Origin of the sequence: Streptomyces sp. NPDC006610, from assembly GCF_040611575.1 — a bacterium.
Lineage (GTDB): Bacteria > Actinomycetota > Actinomycetes > Streptomycetales > Streptomycetaceae > Streptomyces.
The window spans coordinates 166,771-184,981 of the sequence record NZ_JBEXOP010000004.1 but is presented as its reverse complement, the minus strand read 5'-3'; the positions used below and the strand labels follow the sequence as shown (position 1 = coordinate 184,981).

14 protein-coding genes are annotated in these 18,211 nt (G+C 69.0%); 12 read left to right on the top strand and 2 right to left on the bottom strand.

Translation table 11 applies throughout. The annotated features are described in order from the left end of the window. Window positions 1-453: 453 nt before the first annotated feature. The 5 genes from ABZY13_RS05265 (at window position 454) to tuf (ending at window position 5,467) form a co-directional block, all read left to right on the top strand. Window positions 454-795, top strand: a complete 342-nt coding sequence (locus ABZY13_RS05265) for a hypothetical protein (protein WP_356627506.1) — start codon at window positions 454-456, stop codon at window positions 793-795. 311 nt (window positions 796-1,106) lie between these two features. Further along, complete coding sequence (gene rpsL, locus ABZY13_RS05260) at window positions 1,107-1,478, top strand: 30S ribosomal protein S12 (RefSeq protein WP_003948652.1); 372 nt, start codon at window positions 1,107-1,109, stop codon at window positions 1,476-1,478. A gap of 2 nt (window positions 1,479-1,480) precedes the next feature. Next, window positions 1,481-1,951 carry a 30S ribosomal protein S7 gene (rpsG, locus tag ABZY13_RS05255; protein WP_003998848.1) on the top strand — a complete coding sequence of 157 codons (471 nt, stop codon included), beginning with the start codon at window positions 1,481-1,483 and terminating at the stop codon, window positions 1,949-1,951. A 39-nt stretch (window positions 1,952-1,990) separates the two neighbouring features. Further along, the gene (fusA, locus tag ABZY13_RS05250) at window positions 1,991-4,117 is read left to right on the top strand and encodes an elongation factor G (protein ID WP_356627505.1); all 2,127 of its coding nucleotides are present in this window, start codon (window positions 1,991-1,993) and stop codon (window positions 4,115-4,117) included. Between the two features lie 156 nt (window positions 4,118-4,273). Beyond that, window positions 4,274-5,467, top strand: coding sequence for an elongation factor Tu (gene tuf / locus ABZY13_RS05245; protein WP_356627504.1), 1,194 nt, complete (start codon window positions 4,274-4,276; stop codon window positions 5,465-5,467). 304 nt (window positions 5,468-5,771) lie between these two features. Here tuf and ABZY13_RS05240 read toward each other — a convergent pair whose 3' ends face one another. Both ABZY13_RS05240 and ABZY13_RS05235 read right to left on the bottom strand, forming a co-directional pair. After that, window positions 5,772-7,166: a carbohydrate-binding protein gene (locus ABZY13_RS05240; RefSeq protein WP_356627503.1), complete on the bottom strand. Its 1,395-nt coding sequence runs from the start codon at window positions 7,164-7,166 to the stop codon at window positions 5,772-5,774. A gap of 94 nt (window positions 7,167-7,260) precedes the next feature. After that, window positions 7,261-8,208, bottom strand: a complete 948-nt coding sequence (locus tag ABZY13_RS05235; protein ID WP_356627502.1) for a LysR family transcriptional regulator — start codon at window positions 8,206-8,208, stop codon at window positions 7,261-7,263. Window positions 8,209-8,420: 212 nt separating this feature from the next. Here ABZY13_RS05235 and ABZY13_RS05230 point away from each other — a divergent pair, with 212 nt between their 5' ends. The 7 genes from ABZY13_RS05230 (at window position 8,421) to rplC (ending at window position 18,208) form a co-directional block, all read left to right on the top strand. After that, window positions 8,421-9,068 carry a hypothetical protein gene (locus ABZY13_RS05230; protein ID WP_356627501.1) on the top strand — a complete coding sequence of 216 codons (648 nt, stop codon included), beginning with the start codon at window positions 8,421-8,423 and terminating at the stop codon, window positions 9,066-9,068. Window positions 9,069-9,087: 19 nt separating this feature from the next. Beyond that, the gene (locus ABZY13_RS05225; protein WP_356627500.1) at window positions 9,088-9,549 is read left to right on the top strand and encodes a hypothetical protein; all 462 of its coding nucleotides are present in this window, start codon (window positions 9,088-9,090) and stop codon (window positions 9,547-9,549) included. A 950-nt stretch (window positions 9,550-10,499) separates the two neighbouring features. After that, window positions 10,500-15,119: an RHS repeat-associated core domain-containing protein gene (locus tag ABZY13_RS05220; protein WP_356627499.1), complete on the top strand. Its 4,620-nt coding sequence runs from the start codon at window positions 10,500-10,502 to the stop codon at window positions 15,117-15,119. Further along, window positions 15,116-15,448: a hypothetical protein gene (locus ABZY13_RS05215; protein WP_356627498.1), complete on the top strand. Its 333-nt coding sequence runs from the start codon at window positions 15,116-15,118 to the stop codon at window positions 15,446-15,448. Before ABZY13_RS05220 ends, ABZY13_RS05215 begins: the two co-directional genes overlap by 4 nt. A 256-nt stretch (window positions 15,449-15,704) precedes the next feature. Further along, entirely contained in the window at window positions 15,705-16,676 is a 972-nt protein-coding gene (locus ABZY13_RS05210; protein WP_356627497.1) for an SUKH-3 domain-containing protein, read from the top strand. 561 nt (window positions 16,677-17,237) lie between these two features. Then, window positions 17,238-17,546 (top strand): 30S ribosomal protein S10, encoded by a 309-nt coding sequence (gene rpsJ, locus ABZY13_RS05205; protein WP_003948644.1) that lies wholly within the window; start codon window positions 17,238-17,240, stop codon window positions 17,544-17,546. Between the two features lie 17 nt (window positions 17,547-17,563). Then, complete coding sequence (rplC, locus tag ABZY13_RS05200) at window positions 17,564-18,208, top strand: 50S ribosomal protein L3 (RefSeq protein ID WP_356627496.1); 645 nt, start codon at window positions 17,564-17,566, stop codon at window positions 18,206-18,208. Window positions 18,209-18,211 lie beyond the last annotated feature (3 nt).

Below are 18,211 nucleotides of genomic sequence, written 5' to 3'. Positions count from 1 at the left end.
CCGGCCCCGGCAACTGCCCCGGCCCCGGCACCCGCTTCCGACCCGGCTCCGGCACCCGCTTCCGACCCGGGACCTGCCCCGGCACCGGCACCCGCTCCCGACCCGGCACCTGCCCCGGACCCGGGACCTGCCCCGGACCCGGGACCTGCCCCGGACCCGGGACCTGCCCCGGCACCCGCTCCGCACCCGGCACCCGCTCCGCACCCGGCACCCGCTCCCGACCCGGGACCTGCCCCCGCTCCCGACCCGGGACCAGCCCCGGACCCGGCCCCCGCGCGCGCCCAAGCGCCGGTTCAGGCCCCCGCGCCCGAGCCCGCCGTAGCGTCCGCACCGCCCGCGGCCCCCTCGCCCGCGCCGTTCGCGGATGATCCGGTCGCCGGTCCGGCGGCAAGGATTCATGAGGCGCTTCAGTCCGGTCGTATCGAATGGGCCGCCACTCTCGCGCGGCAGAGCGTGACCGAGGCCACCGAGCGGCTGGGACGCGAGTCGCCCGAGGTACTGCGGTTGCGCGAGCTGAGCGCGTACGTCGCGTTCGTCGCCGGCGACAGTCGGCGAGCCTTCGAAGGCTCTCTCGACATAGCCCGTGACCGCAGGGACCGCGACGACCCCCAGGCGCTGCAGAGCGTGCGGAACGCGGCGGCTGCCTGGCTTCAGGTCACCGACCCCGTCGAGGGCCTCCGCATGGGCCGTGAGCTGGTCGCCCTCTGGACGACCCTGCCCGCGGCGGACCAGGCCCAGCTGGAGTCGGTGCGGGCGCGCATGATCCGCCTGGAGCGGAGGGCCGGCTCCGCCTAGGGCGGCGGTATCATCCGGAACATCCGCCACTGTCTGTGACGAATTCCTGGCCGATCAGCCCGGTGCGTCGACCGGGAACCGCTTCTTTTGACCCAGGTCGATGCGGTGGGTACGCTCAGACCTTGTGCCTGGGGTGTGCCCTGGCCCTCGTGCGTGCCTTGAAACCGCACGTGGGGCTGCTACCGGCCACCGTAATCTGCGCTTCTTTTCGCCTAGCGGCGGGAGTCCGCGGGATTCGACACACCCGACCGCGTGGGTCGGCGACGTTCCAGGTTAGCTGTACCCATCGGCACACAGAAACCGGAGAAGTAGTGCCTACGATCCAGCAGCTGGTCCGCAAGGGCCGGCAGGACAAGGTCGAGAAGAACAAGACGCCCGCACTCGAGGGTTCCCCTCAGCGTCGCGGCGTCTGCACGCGTGTGTTCACGACCACCCCGAAGAAGCCGAACTCGGCCCTGCGTAAGGTCGCGCGTGTGCGTCTGACCAGCGGGATCGAGGTCACCGCTTACATTCCGGGTGAGGGACACAACCTGCAGGAGCACTCCATCGTGCTCGTGCGCGGCGGCCGTGTGAAGGACCTGCCGGGTGTTCGTTACAAGATCATCCGCGGCTCGCTCGACACCCAGGGTGTCAAGAACCGCAAGCAGGCTCGCAGCCGTTACGGCGCCAAGAAGGAGAAGTAAGAATGCCTCGTAAGGGCCCCGCCCCGAAGCGTCCGGTCATCATCGACCCGGTCTACGGCTCCCCTCTGGTGACCTCCCTGATCAACAAGGTGCTGCTGAACGGCAAGCGCTCCACCGCCGAGCGCATCGTCTACGGCGCCATGGAGGGCCTGCGCGAGAAGACCGGCAACGACCCGGTCATCACGCTCAAGCGCGCTCTGGAGAACATCAAGCCGACCCTCGAGGTCAAGTCCCGCCGTGTCGGTGGCGCCACCTACCAGGTCCCGGTCGAGGTCAAGCCCGGCCGTGCCAACACCCTGGCGCTGCGCTGGCTGGTCGGTTACTCCCGCGCCCGTCGCGAGAAGACCATGACCGAGCGTCTGCTCAACGAACTCCTCGACGCGAGCAACGGCCTCGGCGCCGCTGTGAAGAAGCGCGAGGACACGCACAAGATGGCCGAGTCCAACAAGGCCTTCGCGCACTACCGCTGGTAGTCGCTACCCACATCGAGACCGAGAGAAGACGAAAGCCTTATGGCTACCACTTCGCTTGACCTGGCCAGGGTGCGGAACATCGGCATCATGGCCCACATCGACGCGGGCAAGACGACCACCACCGAGCGGATCCTGTTCTACACCGGTGTGTCCTACAAGATCGGTGAGGTCCACGACGGCGCTGCCACCATGGACTGGATGGAGCAGGAGCAGGAGCGTGGCATCACGATCACCTCTGCTGCCACCACCTGCCACTGGCCGCTGGAGAACGTCGACCACACCATCAACATCATCGACACGCCGGGCCACGTCGACTTCACCGTCGAGGTGGAGCGTTCGCTGCGCGTGCTCGACGGTGCCGTGACGGTGTTCGACGGCGTCGCCGGCGTTGAGCCCCAGTCCGAGACGGTGTGGCGTCAGGCGGACCGCTACGGCGTTCCGCGCATCTGCTTCGTCAACAAGCTGGACCGCACCGGTGCCGAGTTCCACCGCTGCGTCGACATGATCTCCGACCGCCTGGGTGCGCAGCCGCTGGTCATGCAGCTGCCGATCGGCGCCGAGGCGGACTTCAAGGGCGTCGTCGACCTGGTGACGATGAAGGCCCTGGTCTGGTCGGCCGAGGCCACCAAGGGCGAGATGTACGACGTCGTCGACATCCCGGACACCCACACGGAGGCTGCCGAGGAGTACCGCGGCAAGCTTCTGGAGGCCGTCGCCGAGAACGACGAGGAGATGATGGAGCTGTACCTGGAGGGCACCGAGCCCTCCGAGGAGCAGCTGTACGCGGCGATCCGCCGTATCACCATCGCCTCCGGCAAGGGCCAGGGCACCACGGTGACCCCGGTGTTCTGCGGCACCGCCTTCAAGAACAAGGGCGTCCAGCCCCTGCTCGACGCGGTCGTGCGCTACCTGCCGTCGCCGGTCGACATCGAGGCCATCGAGGGCCACGACGTCAAGGACCCGGAGACGGTCGTCAAGCGCAAGCCGTCCGACGACGAGCCGCTGTCGGCGCTGGCGTTCAAGATCATGAGCGACCCGCACCTCGGCAAGCTCACCTTCGTCCGCGTGTACTCCGGCCGTCTGGAGTCCGGCACCGCCGTGCTGAACTCCGTCAAGGGCCGCAAGGAGCGCATCGGCAAGATCTACCGCATGCACGCGAACAAGCGTGAGGAGATCGAGTCGGTGGGCGCCGGCGACATCGTCGCGGTCATGGGTCTGAAGCAGACCACGACCGGTGAGACGCTGTGCGACGAGAAGTCCCCGGTGATCCTGGAGTCCATGGACTTCCCGGCCCCGGTCATCCAGGTCGCCATCGAGCCCAAGTCGAAGGGCGACCAGGAGAAGCTCGGCGTCGCGATCCAGCGCCTGGCCGAGGAGGACCCGTCCTTCCAGGTCCACTCCGACGAGGAGACCGGCCAGACCATCATCGGCGGCATGGGCGAGCTGCACCTCGAGGTGCTGGTCGACCGTATGCGCCGTGAGTTCAAGGTCGAGGCCAACGTCGGCAAGCCGCAGGTCGCGTACCGTGAGACGATCCGCAAGTCGGTCGAGAAGGTCGAGTTCACCCACAAGAAGCAGACGGGTGGCACCGGCCAGTTCGCTCGCGTGATCATCGCGATCGAGCCGATCGAGGGCGGCGACGCGTCCTACGAGTTCGTGAACCAGGTGACCGGTGGTCGCATCCCGAAGGAGTACATCCCTTCGGTCGACGCCGGCTGCCAGGAAGCGATGCAGTTCGGCATCCTGGCGGGCTACGAGATGACGGGCGTTCGCGTCACGCTTCTCGACGGCGCCTACCACGAGGTCGACTCCTCCGAACTCGCGTTCAAGATCGCCGGTTCGCAGGCCTTCAAGGAGGCCGCGCGCAAGGCTTCCCCCGTGCTCCTGGAGCCGATGATGGCCGTCGAGGTCACCACGCCCGAGGACTACATGGGCGAGGTCATCGGCGACATCAACTCCCGCCGTGGCCAGATCCAGGCCATGGAGGAGCGGGCGGGCGCCCGTGTCGTGAAGGGCCTCGTGCCCCTGTCGGAGATGTTCGGCTACGTCGGCGACCTCCGCAGCAAGACGTCGGGTCGCGCAAGCTACTCGATGCAGTTCGACTCCTACGCCGAGGTTCCGCGGAACGTCGCCGAGGAGATCATCGCGAAGGCCAAGGGCGAGTAACGGACCTCGCGTCCACGCCGTAGGCTTGACTCCGGAGCCTCACGGGGCATTCCCCCGCATTCCCGGGTGAATGCCCCGGGTTCCGGGTTTTGACAGCAAAGATCACCTGGCGCCGATGAAGTAAGGCGTACAGAACCACTCCACAGGAGGACCCCAGTGGCGAAGGCGAAGTTCGAGCGGACTAAGCCGCACGTCAACATCGGCACCATCGGTCACATCGACCACGGTAAGACGACCCTCACGGCCGCCATTACCAAGGTGCTGCACGACGCGTACCCGGACCTGAACGAGGCCACCCCGTTCGACAACATCGACAAGGCGCCCGAGGAGCGTCAGCGCGGTATCACCATCTCCATCGCGCACGTCGAGTACCAGACCGAGGCGCGTCACTACGCCCACGTCGACTGCCCGGGTCACGCGGACTACATCAAGAACATGATCACGGGTGCGGCGCAGATGGACGGCGCCATCCTCGTGGTCGCCGCCACCGACGGCCCGATGCCGCAGACCAAGGAGCACGTGCTCCTGGCCCGCCAGGTCGGCGTCCCCTACATCGTCGTCGCCCTGAACAAGGCCGACATGGTGGACGACGAGGAGATCATGGAGCTCGTCGAGCTCGAGGTCCGTGAGCTCCTCTCCGAGTACGAGTTCCCGGGCGACGACCTGCCGGTCGTCCGCGTCTCCGCGCTCAAGGCCCTCGAGGGCGAGCAGGAGTGGGTCGAGTCCGTCCTCAACCTGATGAAGGCTGTCGACGAGTCGATCCCGCAGCCGGAGCGCGACGTCGACAAGCCGTTCCTCATGCCGATCGAGGACGTCTTCACGATCACCGGTCGCGGTACGGTCGTCACCGGCCGTATCGAGCGTGGTGTCCTGAAGGTCAACGAGACCGTCGACATCATCGGCATCAAGACCGAGAAGACCACCACCACGGTCACCGGCATCGAGATGTTCCGCAAGCTGCTCGACGAGGGCCAGGCCGGTGAGAACGTCGGTCTGCTCCTCCGTGGCATCAAGCGCGAGGACGTCGAGCGCGGCCAGTGCATCATCAAGCCGGGTTCGGTCACCCCGCACACCGAGTTCGAGGCCCAGGCCTACATCCTGTCGAAGGACGAGGGTGGCCGCCACACCCCGTTCTTCAACAACTACCGCCCGCAGTTCTACTTCCGTACGACTGACGTGACCGGTGTCGTGCACCTCCCCGAGGGCACCGAGATGGTCATGCCGGGCGACAACACCGAGATGCGCGTCGAGCTGATCCAGCCCGTCGCCATGGAGGAGGGCCTGAAGTTCGCCATCCGTGAGGGTGGTCGGACCGTCGGCGCCGGCCAGGTCACCAAGATCGTCAAGTAAGTCCGCTTGCTCGGCCTCTTGGGTCTGCTGACCTGAAAGCCTGAGAGGGCCCGTACGACTCCGGTCGTACGGGCCCTTTCGCATGTCCGGGTCCGGTGCGGCCGGGTGAAGCCCGGGCGAAGGGGGGAGGGCGGCCGGTGGGCGCGGGCACTGAGCGAGGGCCGACCGGTCGATCGGGCCGACCGGTCGACGGGCGGGGCGGGTGCGGGGCGAGTGCGCGTGCGGGGGAGGCCCCGACGCATGACGCGGACCGGCCCGGGCGCACCCCTCAGGCGCCCGGGCCGGTCGGTCGGCGGTGGTTCGGTCAGACGCGCTGCCAGAGCGCCGGCACGTTCGGCGGCTCCCAGCCCGGCTGGGCCTGGTGGGCCTGGAGGCAGCGGTAGGTGGCGCCGCCGTACGTGACCGTGGCGCCCGCCTGGTAGACGGTGCCGACGGCCCAGGTGCCGCCGGGTTCGCCCGGCTCACCGGGCTCACCGGGCTCGCCGGGGCCGCTGCCGGTGGTCTTCAGGGTGAGCCCGTACGACTGGAGGAGCGGGTTGAGCGGCTGGAAGTACGTCGTCCCGCCGCTGCTGCAGTTGCCCGAGCCGCCCGAGGTGACGCCCTGCGCCTGGCTGCCGGAGATGTACGCGCCCCCCGAGTCGCCGGGCTCGGCGCAGACGCTCGTGCGGGTGACGCCGGAGATGGTGCCCTCGGGGTAGGTGACGCTGGTGCCCAGCTGCTGGACGGTGCCGCAGTGCCAGCCGGTGGTGGAGCCCGAACGGCAGACGGACGCGCCGACGGCCGCCTGGGCCGAGCCGGTGACCTGCACGTTCTGGCCGCCCGCGCCCTTGACGTACGGCGTCGCGGTCCAGTTGGAGTTGGTGGCGACCCAGGCCATGTCGCGGCCGGGGAAGGTCGAGGCCTGGAAGCTGCCCTGGGCGACCTGGTTGTAGCCGCTGGTGCTGGTGCCGGCGCGACCGCAGTGGCCGGCGGTGGCGAACCCCTGCTGGGTGCCGCGGGTGACCGGGAAGCCGACGGAACAGCGGCCGCCGGAGCCCATGTAGTAGGCGTCGCCGCCGCGCAGGTCGTAGAACGGCCGGGGCCGCTCGGCGATCTTGCGGACCTGGACGCCCTCGACGCCGGCGGCCTTGATGAGGGCGCGGGCGGCGGCGGGCCGTACGGCCTCGACGACGACGGTGTTCGTCCGGACGTCGACGTACCGGACCGGCGCGTCCGCGGCGCCCACCCGTTCGGCCGCGCTGTCCAGGCGGGCCCGGTCCGCGTCGAGAGCGGCGAGGGAGCGGGCGACGACGGCGGCCTCGGCGCCGCTCGCCTCGATCGCGCGGACGTCGGCGGCGTCGGTCGTCGCCACGGTCAGCCTGCCGGACTCGGCGCCGCTCACCCAGGCGCCCGCGAAGTCCCCGCCGAGCGCGGCCCGCAGCCGTCCCGCGGTGGCGCCGGCCTCCGCCTCGTTGACGAGGCGGCGCTCCGCCTGCCGCCGGTCCAGGCCCAGGTCGCGTTGCATGGCCCGGAGCAGGGCGGGCGGGGCGGCGTCGGCGCGCAGGGTCTCGGCGGCGGACTGCGGGGCGGGTGCGGGCGCCGCCCCGACGACGGCCGGCCCGGCGCTCGCGGAGCCGCTGAGCCCGGCCACGAGCAGGGCGGCCGTCGTCACCGCGGCGGCGCCCGCGGCTCTGGCGGCTCGGACGTGTCGCTGGAGCATGGGGGATCTCCTCGGTCTCGGGTGGGGAGGTGCCGAAACCGTAGGAGGCGTCGCGCGACGCCCGTAAGACGTCGGCCGACCCCCCTCCCCGGTGTTATGGAACCCGGTGGGCGGCCAGCCAGGCGGTGTACGTGTCGCTGCGGGCGGCGACGCTCGCGTGGGCCAGCCGGGCCTGGGCGAGGACGCCGCCCGCGGCGCCGGGCTGCTGCGTGGCCGCGTGCCACCCCAGCAGATGCCGCCACGCCAGGGGCGTTCCGGTGAGCGGGCGGGTGACGATGCCGGGCGTGTCCGGGAACGTCGCCCGGCACAGCCCGACCGCACGGCCCACCTGCACCAGGTGCACGAGCGACGAGGTGTCGGTCTCGTACATCCGCCGCGGCGTGAACCCGGCGCGGGCGCAGGCGGCGGCGAAGCAGTCCCCGAAACAGCCGTCGCCGGGGACGCAGGCCCACTCCTCGTGCGCGAGGTCGGTGAGGTCCAGCTCGCGGTGGCCGGACAGGCGGTGTCCGTCGGGCAGCATGACGAACACCGGATCGACGGCGACCTCCCGCCAGACCAGGTGCTCCCCGCCGGGCGGCGCCGCGGACCCGCACGTCCCGGCGAGGGCGTAGTCGAGCCGCCCCTCGGTGAGCAGGTCGGCCAGCTCGCGCTCCGACCAGGAGGCGCAGGTCGTGACCTGGGCGTCGGGCGCGGTGTCCGCGAGCCGGTCCACCAGCGCCCCGAGCAGCGGACCGTGCGTGCCGCCGAGCCGGAACCGCCCGCTGGTGCGGGGCGTGCGCGCGAATCGGGCCGCCTCCTGCTGGAGTTCGGTGACCGCGGGCAGCACGATGCGGGTGCGTTCGAGCACGAGCTCGCCGAGAGCGGTGGCCCGCACACCGTGCCGGCCACGCTCGAACAGGGCGCCGCCGAGGGCGCGTTCGATCCGCTTGAGCTGTGCGCTCAACGCGGGCTGCGCGAGCCCGAGGACCGTCGCCGCCCTGGTCAGACTGCCGGCGTCGGCAATCGCCCGGACCGTTTTGAGATGCCGCAACTCCAGCTCCATGTCAGGAGCTTGCGGCGGGGGAGGGGTGGGGGCAAGGGGTTGGTTCAGACCAGTGCGTTTCCGGGTGTGCGGAAGGCCGTGTCCGGCGGCGGTGGCACGATGACCCCGGCGCGCGATGACGTGCTGGCGTGTACGCGTGTGCACGCACTGAGTGCTGGACGCGCCCGCGTGAACGAATGCACCGTCCGACGGATGAACGGGGAAGCGACATCATGGCCCGCTACATGGAGGCGCTCACGATCGAGCGCGGCGGATTCCGGATCAAGGTGCCGGAATCGTGGTGGGAGTTCGACGTGCGCCCGGAGTCGCGGGACGACTCGATCCGGCGCATGGTGAACGAACGCGTCGAACAGCACCCGGAGCTGGCCCCGCACCGGGACACGTACCTCACCTTCCTGCGCAAGGCTGCGGCGGACGCCTGGAAGTCGGGGGCGCTGTACTGCGGTTGCATGGCGGAGACCTTCGGCGGCGGGACGCCGATCACCGGATCGGTGACGGTGTCGCTGGTCGGCGGCCGCACCCGGGACGGCGAGCCGCTGTCGACGGACCCGGCCGCCATCGCCGCCGGCCTCTCGGCCAAGGAGGCGAAGAAGGAGGGCGACTCCTGGCGCAAGGTGACGACCGTCGACATCCCCGGGGTGGGCCCGGCGGCCCGGACGTACGGCATCGAGGACATCCCCGTCCCGGACGACGCCCTCAACCGCACCGTCCGCGCGGTGCTGATGCAGACGTTCATCCCGGTGCCGGGCCAGGACGGCAAGGTCGCGCTGGTGGCGGGGAGCAGCCAGGTGCTGGACCTCGCGGAGTCCTTCTTCGACATCTTCGACGCGGTGACGTCGACGTTTCGGTTCACGGGGTGAGGGGAGGGGGAGGCTCTCGGTGAACTGGGAGAGCGGCGAGGGACTGCTGGGCATCGACGACCCGGCCGAGTGGGACGCGGCGTACGAGCGGGGCGAGCGGCGTCTGGGAACGGCGGTGATCGGACTGGCGTTCAACTGCTCCCTGGAGGAGGCGTCGCCACGGATCGTCCGGGCCATGAAGTTGCCGGACGCGGCCGAACGCGGGTTCGCCTACACCGCCGCGGGTGTCGCGGCCCGGCGCCATGGCGAGTTGACGCCAGAGCTGTACGCCTCGCTGCGGGCGGCAGGTCCGGGCCGTAGGAGCATCGCCGTGAACGCCGTCGACGACGTCCTCGACCATGTGCCTTTCAACCGGCTGCCGCTGTGGCTCAAGGGGTGGATGGTCGTCTCGACGGTGCGCAACAGGCTGGAGGTCTGGCGCATGAACGCCGGGGAGACGGTCGGGTGGGTCCGGCGGGCGTTGCGGCGCAGGCGTTCATGACTCGGTCGACGGGCGAACGGACTCGTAGCCGGCGAGCGGCCGACCGCACCCCGTGCCCGATGGGGGCAGACGCGCCGACAGGTGCAGCGCACCCATCGCGACAGAACCCGACCCGCTGATCGGTTCGGCATTGCGAGAGGTTCGCCCCGGGGTCCGTTGCCTGGTGTTTCGCCCCGAACCATGAGCACGTTCGGCCGCACTCTGGCGATGGCCGCGACGTCGTCATCGACGTGGAGGACGGTCAGGCGATGGTGCTCGGCGGTCAGGGCGATCAGGATGTCGATGGGGGAGGGGCCGCGATGATGGCCGATCTTCGCCAAGTCCCGCTGCACCTCGACGACCTTTGCCCAAGGGTCGTCCAGCGCGGGAACCCAGCCGAAGGTCTGGCCCAGCATGGTGAAGAAGGGCTCGTAGTCCCGGTCGGAGCGGAGGCCGGGCATCAGCTCCGTTTCGACGGGCGGGCAGATGGCGACCAGCCCTCGTGCCACGCGGTCGGGCCAGGGAGAGCCGAGCTGCCCGCGCAGCAGCCGCCATACGGCGGAGGCGTCCGCCAGACACGTCACGGGCCCGCCTGTTCTCGATCCGCGAGGACATCGAAGTCCACGAACGCGTCGGCGTTCTCCCGGAGCCAGCGCAGGGCACGCGCGTGGTCGTCGGCGCTGATTGCGGACGCTATGGTCAGCGCGCGGTCGATGGTCTCCCGTTTGGTCCTGGTGCCGAGTGCCGCTGGGCGAAGGTTGGCTTGTCGTCGTCGATGCCGACCAGGGACTTGGACGTGAAGGCCTCGCGTGACCATCTTCATATACCGCTGGGGACCGTATATGGAGCGCGGCCGTGAGGCGCTACGAGCCGCTCCCCGCAGCCGGCCCGCCTTCAGTCTGCCGCGCCTTGTAAGTTTTCGGGTGCACACGGCTGTTGGTGGGCGCTGAGCAGGTGACGGGGGTTGTTGCATGGCGGGTTATCGGCCGCGGGACTGGGAGCCGCTGGATCTGGATGAGGATCCGACGCCGGGGGATCCGGTCCGTGTGCGGTCGTTGGCCAAGCAGCTGCACGATTTCGCCGACGACGTGTCCGAGGCGTTGCGCCTGGTCAAGGGGATGGCGGACGACGACACGGTGCTGGAGTGGGCGGGGAAGTCCGCGGCCGTGTTCAGGGAGCAGTTCTCGGGTGTTCCGAAGAACCTGAAGAAGCTGAGGAAGTCGTACGAGCTGTGCGGGGACGCGCTGGCGGCGTTCTGGCCGGAGCTGGAGCGGGCGCAGGCGCTGGCGGACCGGGCGCTGGTCAAGGCGCGGGAGGCGCAGCAGGATCTGTCCGCGGCGAAGTCGAGGCTGGCGTCCGCCGAGTCGTGGGTGACCCGGGCCGGCAGGGAAGCCGACAAGTACAAGGACGACCCGTCCGGGCGTAAGACCGACGGTGACAAGCCCGATGAGGCGAAGGTCCGGGCCGCGACCCGTGACGTGCAGAACGCCAAGTCGGCGCAGACGGCGGCTCAGTCGGACGTCTCGGCCGCGCAGGACGCGCTGGCCGCGGCGAAGAAGATGGCCGAGGACGCGCGCAGGATGCGTGACGAGGCGGCCCGTGAGGCGAAGCGGAAGATCGACGAGGCGTCGGACGCGGGGATTCAGAACCGGTCGTGGTGGGAGGAGGTCGGCGACTGGTTCGTCGACAACTGGGACACGATCGTCGCGGTCTGCAAGGTCGTCGTCGCGGTTCTGGGCATCGTCGTGATGATCGTCGGCGGCCCGATCCTCGGTGCGATCGTGCTGGTCGCGGCGCTCGTCGTCCTCGCCGACACGCTCTACAAATATTCGAAAGGCCAGGCGTCCCTGTGGGACGTGGGTCTGGCCGCGCTGGAGTGCATACCGGGGATGAAGGGGCTGACCACCCTCGGCGGCCTCGCCAGGGGCCTCAAAGCCCTCGGAAAGACCGGCCTCAAGGGCATGGCCATGGGCCTCAAGGGACTGGGCCCGCGGCTCAAAGGGCTGGGCCGGTCGATGAAGAACCTGTTCACCTGCGGTGATCCGATCGACATGGCCACCGGTCAGATGGTCATGTCGATCACCGACGTGGCCATGCCCGGAGTACTGCCTCTGGTACTCGAACGCAGCCACCGCACCGGAGTGAAGGCGGGCGGCTGGTTCGGGGCCGGCTGGACGTCCACCCTGGACCAGCGCCTGCTGCTCGACGAGGACGGCATCCGGTTCGTCGGGGCCGACGGGATCGTGCTGTACTACGCGATTCCCGAACCTGGTGAGCCGATGAGGCCGCTCCTCGGCCCCGACTGGCCACTCAGCTGGAACGGTTCCCCCGACGCCGACGTCAACGTGTGGCAGCCCGAGAGCGGTACGACACTGCGCTTCAGGCGAGTACCGGGCGGGCGGGACGCGGAACTCCCGCTCGCCGGAGTGTTGGACCGCAACGGCAACACCATCGAGGTGCACTACCGGGCGGACGGGTCGCCGAGCGAGCTGGTCCATCACGGTGGGTATCGGATCGGCGTCACCACCGCCTCCGGCCGGGTAACCGCCCTGACCCTCCTCAGTGCCCCGGACCAGCCGCAGCTGCTGGCCTACGAGTACGACGAACTCGGTCGTCTGACCGGTGTCGTCGACTCGTCCTCCGTACCTCAGCGATACAGCTACGACGACCAGCAGCGCGTCACCGGCTGGCAGAGCAGGAACGGCGACTGGTACCGCTACACGTACGACGACACAGGTCGCTGTGTCCGCACGGGCGGTGACAGCGGCGTGCTCGCCTACACGTACATGTACGACGACGACACGCGCACCACCGTGGCGACGGACTCCCTCGGCCACTCGATCGTCTACACCTTCAATGAGGACTACCGGCCTGTGCGGGAGACCGATCCGCTGGGGCACACGGTAATCCGGAAGTGGGACGACTCCGGGCGTCTCGTGGAGCTCACGGATCAGCTCGGCCGCACCACCCGCTACCGGCACGACGGGGACGGCAACGTCACGGAGATCGTGCTCCCGAACGGCGGCCTGGTCCGCAGGGAGTATGACGAGCACGGTCAGGTCACCAGGGTGACGCAGCCGGACGGCAGCACCTGGAAGTCGGTCTACGACGAGCGGGGCAACCGTGTGGCGGTCGTCGACCCGCTGGGCGCCACCACGTCCTTCACCTTCGACGAGCACGGCGGAGTCACCGGCATCACCGACGCTCTCGGCCACCGCCGGCAGTCCATCGTCAACGATGCCGCCGGCCTCGTCGTCGCCACCACGGACGCACTGGGGGCGTCCAGCACATTCGTCCGGGACGCCTTCGGCCGTATCACCAAACTCACCGACACCTTCGGGCAGGTCACGCGCGTCGGCTGGACCCTGGAAGGCCAGATCTCGTGGCGCCACCTCCCCAACGGGACCGTCGAGCACTGGTCGTACGACGCCGAGGGCAACCCCCGGGAGTACCGCTCCTCGAACGGCCGCCGCACCAGGTACGAGAACACCCACTTCGATCTCTGCACCCTGCGCGAGAACGAGGACGGGACGCTGGAGCGCTTCGAGTACGACACCGAGCTGAGACTGAGAAGCGTCACCAACGCTGCCGGACAGACCTGGAGGTACGCATACGACGGCGTCGGCCGACTCGTCTCCGAGACGGACTACGACGGCCGCACGCTGACCTACCGCTACGACGCGGCGGGTCAGTTGGCCGAACGCACCAACGGTGCCGGCGAGACCACCAGGTTCCGTCACGACGCACTCGGCAACGTCGTCGCCATGGAAGCCGACGGCACCACCACCACGTACGAGTACGACCCGCTCGGCAGGCTCGTCCGCGCACGGAATGCGGAGGTCGAACTAAGTCGGGAGCACGATCCGGCGGGCCGGCTCCTTGCCGAGGCGTGGAACGGCCAGGAGGTCAGGACCGAGTACGACATCGCTGGGCGGCGCACCGCCCGCCGGACGCCGAGCGGCGCGACCACTCGGTGGACGTACGAGTGGGAGCGGCGCGCGATGGTGCAGCGCACAGGCAGCCATCAGCTCGACTTCCAATACGACGTAGCGGGCCGCGAGATCGAGCGGGTGCTCGGTGATGCCGCGCGCCTGACCCATCAGCGGGACGCGGAGCTGCTGCGCACGACGCAGAGTGTCGCCACGCGCGCCGGAGAGACCAGGCAACGCCTCTTCCAGCATCGCATCGACGGTGCCCTGACGGCCGTGACGGACTCCCGGCACGGCGAGCGGACCTTCGTTCTCGACCGGGCCGGCAGGGTGACGGCCGCGCGGGGCGGGGCCGGCTGGGACGAGACCTATCAGTACGACGCCCTTGGCAACCTCACCGCCTTCAACACCTCGGCACCGATGCGCGAGGAGGACGCCGATCGCGGCGACCGCAGCTACTCCGGCACGCTCGTCGAGCGGGCCGGCCGTACGTTCTACCGATACGACGGTCAGGGACGCGTCGTCCGGCGGGTCACCAGGCTGCTGTCCGGCGGCAGGCGCGAGTGGCGCTACACCTGGAACGCCGAGGACCAGCTCACGGACGTCCTGACGCCGGACGGCCGCCACTGGCACTACGTCTACGACCCCGTCGGCCGGCGAGTGGCGAAGCAACTGCTGGCGGACGACGGCACGACGATCACCGAGCAGGTGTCCTTCTTCTGGGACGCGGATGACCTTGCCGAGCAGACGGACGGAACCGTCAGCACGTCTTGGGACTGGAACGGCCCGACCCCCGTCAGCCAGCGGGTACGCCAGACCGGTCCCGTCGGGCCGGACACCTCCCAGCACGAGATCGACGAGCGCTTTTACGCCATCGTCACCGACCTCCTGGGTACGCCGACGGAACTGATCGACGCGGACGGAAACATCGCCTGGACGCAGTCGACGACGCTCTGGGGCGTTCCACTGGAACCGGCCGGTGACCGCCGCGTCGACTGCCCGCTCCGGTTCCCGGGCCAGTACTTCGACGCGGAAACCGGGCTTCACTACAACCACCACCGCTATTACGAGCCTGGTACCGCGCGCTATCTCAGTCCGGATCCGCTGGGACTTACACCGGCCCCCAACCATTACGCGTATGTGAAGAACCCCTTGCAGTGGAAGGATCCGCTGGGGCTGAAAGCACCCTGCATGGTGGATCTCTACCACGGCACGCTCGGTCAGCACGCCGACAACATTCTGGCCAACGGCATCGATATCCACGCGTCGACTCGCAAGATGGACTTCGGCCGGGGTGGCTTTTATGTCACCAATAACCCACGGCAGGCGCTGGACTGGGCAAAAAAGCTGGCCGAGCGGAAAGGCGGCGTACCTGCTGTCATTCACTTCAGGGTGCCGAAGGCGGAGCTGGACAATCTGAGCAGCAGGATATTCAATGGCCCCGGCGACGACGTGGCCGACTTCATCCGGCACCACCGCCAAGGGGGCGCCATGCACAACTACGAACTGGTGGAGGGGCCGATGCTCCGGAACCTGAACGGCTTCCTACGGGAGGGTGAGCCACCCGTGCTCAACGGCCACCAGATCGCCATCTTCGGCGAGCGCGCGGCGCAACTGTTCTCCAATTCCATCCATCGGCGAGTGGGGCCTCCAACGTCATGACAGCAGAATTCCTTATGCGCCTCGACGAGGGTATGCTTCAATATTTCCGACACATTGCTGACGAAATGGTTTCAAGGTTCGGAATCTCCCGGGCCGAAGCGGTGGCGCGCATCAACGCGGCATATGAAGGAGCCGATATCGAGCCTTATCCAGATCTCATGTGCCACGAGTTCCCGGAGTACTGGGCCTACGGCCTGTACTACTTCCCGGACGAGGTCGGCCGTCTGCCGTCCGGCGACGAGGACGACGATGAGCGGATCGACTTCTCGGAGCTCAAGGTCCGCCCTGCACCCGCGCCCGACTCGCCTGCCTGGACGCTCAAGGAATGAGCCCGGAGTCACAAGCCGGGACCGGCGCTCGTATCAGGGGATGCCGCCATGGGTGATCATGACGCGAGCATCACCGGAAGTGCGGGGAGGCGGAGGCACTGTCGGACGCCGTGAAGGCAGGCGTGGACCCGCGGGGCGGCGTGGTGTCTGCTGTGAATGTCCGCGCGGAAGGAATTCCGGTGCACGGCACCCCCAAGCCACCGTGTGCCTCCTGCCAAGAAGTCTCGACGATCTGGGTGTTCGGGCGGTGTAGCGCATGAGTTCTGAGCAGTCACAGGGCTGGTCCCAGGAGACCGAGCGCGTGCTGAGGAGGGCGGGATGGCAACCCGGTCGTTCGGTGCGGACGGACACCTGGGAACACATCCTGCGTGAGCGCGGTGGCTTCGTGGCGCACGAGGCGGCCCGCCGGTTTCTCGCCGAGTTCGGCGGACTGGTGACCTACGGGTGGCCCGCAGACGCGATCACAACACAGTCTGCCGTCCGATTCGACCCGCTCACAGCGGAGTGGGAGGACGCCACCTTCGTGAGGCTGAGCGAGGAGGCCGGCACGGTCCTGTTCCCCGTCGGCCGGGCGGACAACGGGGCGAGTCACTTGGGCATGGCGGAGAGCGGGGCCCTGTATCTCGCGAGGGGGCGCGTGGAACTGCTGGGTGCGACCACCGAGCAGGCGCTGGATGCGCTGGTGAGCCTGCAGGCCACGATGTCGAGCCTGTGGATCGACGCCGCTCGGGTTCCGCATGCGTTCTGGGGCCGCCTCGAGACGACCACGGCGGCGAACGCGTCCGGCCGCTGGTCCGCGGAGACGGAGCGCGTCCTGCGGGCGGCGGGCTGGTACCCGGGTCGTGCCGTCCCGGTGGACACCTGGGAAAGCGTCCTTCACCTGCACGGCGAGTTCGGAATTCACGAGGCCGCGCGAGCATTCCTCGCCGAATTCGGATACGTGGGTATTCCGTACCGCGAACCTTTTTCGTTGATGCCCTCGCATGAATTCCGGCTGGATCCCCTCATGGCACTCTGGGACGCCGAGATCCTGGACGACCTCGGCGAGCGGGCGGGGACCGGTCTCTACCCGGTGGGCATGAGGGATCGATGCAACGAGTACCTGGCGATGGCGGAGAGCGGCGCCGTCTACGCCGGCATGGACTCCGTCCGCCTCCTGGCCGCCACACCCGACGAAGCCCTGGAGAAGCTCATCCGAAGAATCCGCCGATCGAGTCAGCCGCGTTGACGAAGGGGACCGGCAGTCGCCCCGCACACCGCCACGCGGTTCCGCCGTCGAGGCGGGGAAGCTGCGCCGAGGGCTGGACCTTCCCGGCCCACTCCGCGCCCAGGTTGGCGAGTACTCCGACCCCGCGTGTCGGCCCATCCGTCCGGCTGCTTGGCGCCTTCGTTTGACCTGCGTCACTCCCGGGGTATTCTCCTCGGCCCGATTGGCCAGCGCCCCGTCGCCTATGGCAGACTAGCCGAGTTGCTCGGTCGAGTGTTGATGCTGCGCGCCTCCCGCCGGGAGGACCGGAAGCGAGTCCCACAGTACTCGTCGTCCCTGATCAGGGGCGGACGTACGGGAATCTTCCGGGAAGCGTGAGCGCGGCGCCGGCCAGGCGCCCGGTGGGCTTCTCGTCCCCGGTTCGCGGTTCCGGTAGGGCCGTGTGCAATCCCCCCGCAGGGATGTTCGAACAAGGGGCATCTGTGTCAGTGGGAGCGCGACACGCCCGACCGCGTGGGTCGGAGAAGAGAGACAGGAACACCGGGTTCCAGAGCTGTAGAGAGACAGGACTACTGAGTAGCCATGGCGGGACAGAAGATCCGCATCCGGCTCAAGGCCTACGACCACGAGGTCATCGACAGCTCGGCGAAGAAGATCGTCGAGACGGTGACCCGCACTGGTGCGTCGGTCGCGGGCCCGGTGCCGCTGCCCACTGAGAAGAACGTGTACTGCGTCATCAAGTCGCCGCACAAGTACAAGGACTCGCGCGAGCACTTCGAGATGCGCACGCACAAGCGCCTGATCGACATCCTCGACCCGACCCCCAAGACCGTTGACTCTCTGATGCGACTCGACCTCCCGGCCGGCGTCGACATCGAGATCAAGCTCTGAGGCCGGTGATCTGAACGATGGCTAAGCAGATCAAGGGCATCCTGGGCGAAAAGCTCGGCATGACGCAGGTGTGGGACGAGAACAACCGTGTTGTTCCGGTCACCGTCGTCAAGGCCGGCCCCAACGTCGTGACCCAGGTCCGTACGAACGACACCGACGGCTACGAGTCGGTCCAGATCGCCTTCGGCGAGATCGACCCGCGCAAGGTGAACAAGCCCCTCAAGGGCCACTTCGCCAAGGCCGACGTCACTCCCCGTCGCCACCTCGTCGAGATCCGCACCGCGGACGCCTCCGAGTACACGCTCGGCCAGGAGATCACCGCTGAGGTGTTCGAGGCCGGCGTGAAGGTCGACGTGACCGGCAAGAGCAAGGGCAAGGGCTTCGCCGGTGTCATGAAGCGTCACAACTTCAAGGGCCTCGGCGCCGGACACGGCACCCAGCGCAAGCACCGCTCCCCCGGTTCCATCGGTGGCTGCGCCACCCCGGGCCGTGTGTTCAAGGGCCTCCGCATGGCGGGTCGCATGGGCAACGAGCGGGTCACCACCCAGAACCTGACCGTCCACGCCGTTGACGCGGAGAAGGGTCTGCTGCTCATCAAGGGCGCGGTTCCCGGTCCGAACGGCGGCCTCGTCCTGGTCCGCACCGCGGCCAAGGGGGCCTGAGGT

Excerpts from the sequence above, each read along its gene's own strand:
- rpsG (WP_003998848.1), top strand. The coding sequence starts at position 1,481 with ATGCCTCGTAAGGGCCCCGCCCCGAAGCGTCCGGTCATCATCGACCCG.
- fusA (WP_356627505.1), top strand. The coding sequence starts at position 1,991 with ATGGCTACCACTTCGCTTGACCTGGCCAGGGTGCGGAACATCGGCATC.
- ABZY13_RS05240 (WP_356627503.1), bottom strand. The coding sequence starts at position 7,166 with ATGCTCCAGCGACACGTCCGAGCCGCCAGAGCCGCGGGCGCCGCCGCG.
- ABZY13_RS05235 (WP_356627502.1), bottom strand. The coding sequence starts at position 8,208 with ATGGAGCTGGAGTTGCGGCATCTCAAAACGGTCCGGGCGATTGCCGAC.
- ABZY13_RS05230 (WP_356627501.1), top strand. The coding sequence starts at position 8,421 with ATGGCCCGCTACATGGAGGCGCTCACGATCGAGCGCGGCGGATTCCGG.
- ABZY13_RS05220 (WP_356627499.1), top strand. The coding sequence starts at position 10,500 with ATGGCGGGTTATCGGCCGCGGGACTGGGAGCCGCTGGATCTGGATGAG.
- ABZY13_RS05215 (WP_356627498.1), top strand. The coding sequence starts at position 15,116 with ATGACAGCAGAATTCCTTATGCGCCTCGACGAGGGTATGCTTCAATAT.
- ABZY13_RS05210 (WP_356627497.1), top strand. The coding sequence starts at position 15,705 with ATGAGTTCTGAGCAGTCACAGGGCTGGTCCCAGGAGACCGAGCGCGTG.
- rpsJ (WP_003948644.1), top strand. The coding sequence starts at position 17,238 with ATGGCGGGACAGAAGATCCGCATCCGGCTCAAGGCCTACGACCACGAG.
- rplC (WP_356627496.1), top strand. The coding sequence starts at position 17,564 with ATGGCTAAGCAGATCAAGGGCATCCTGGGCGAAAAGCTCGGCATGACG.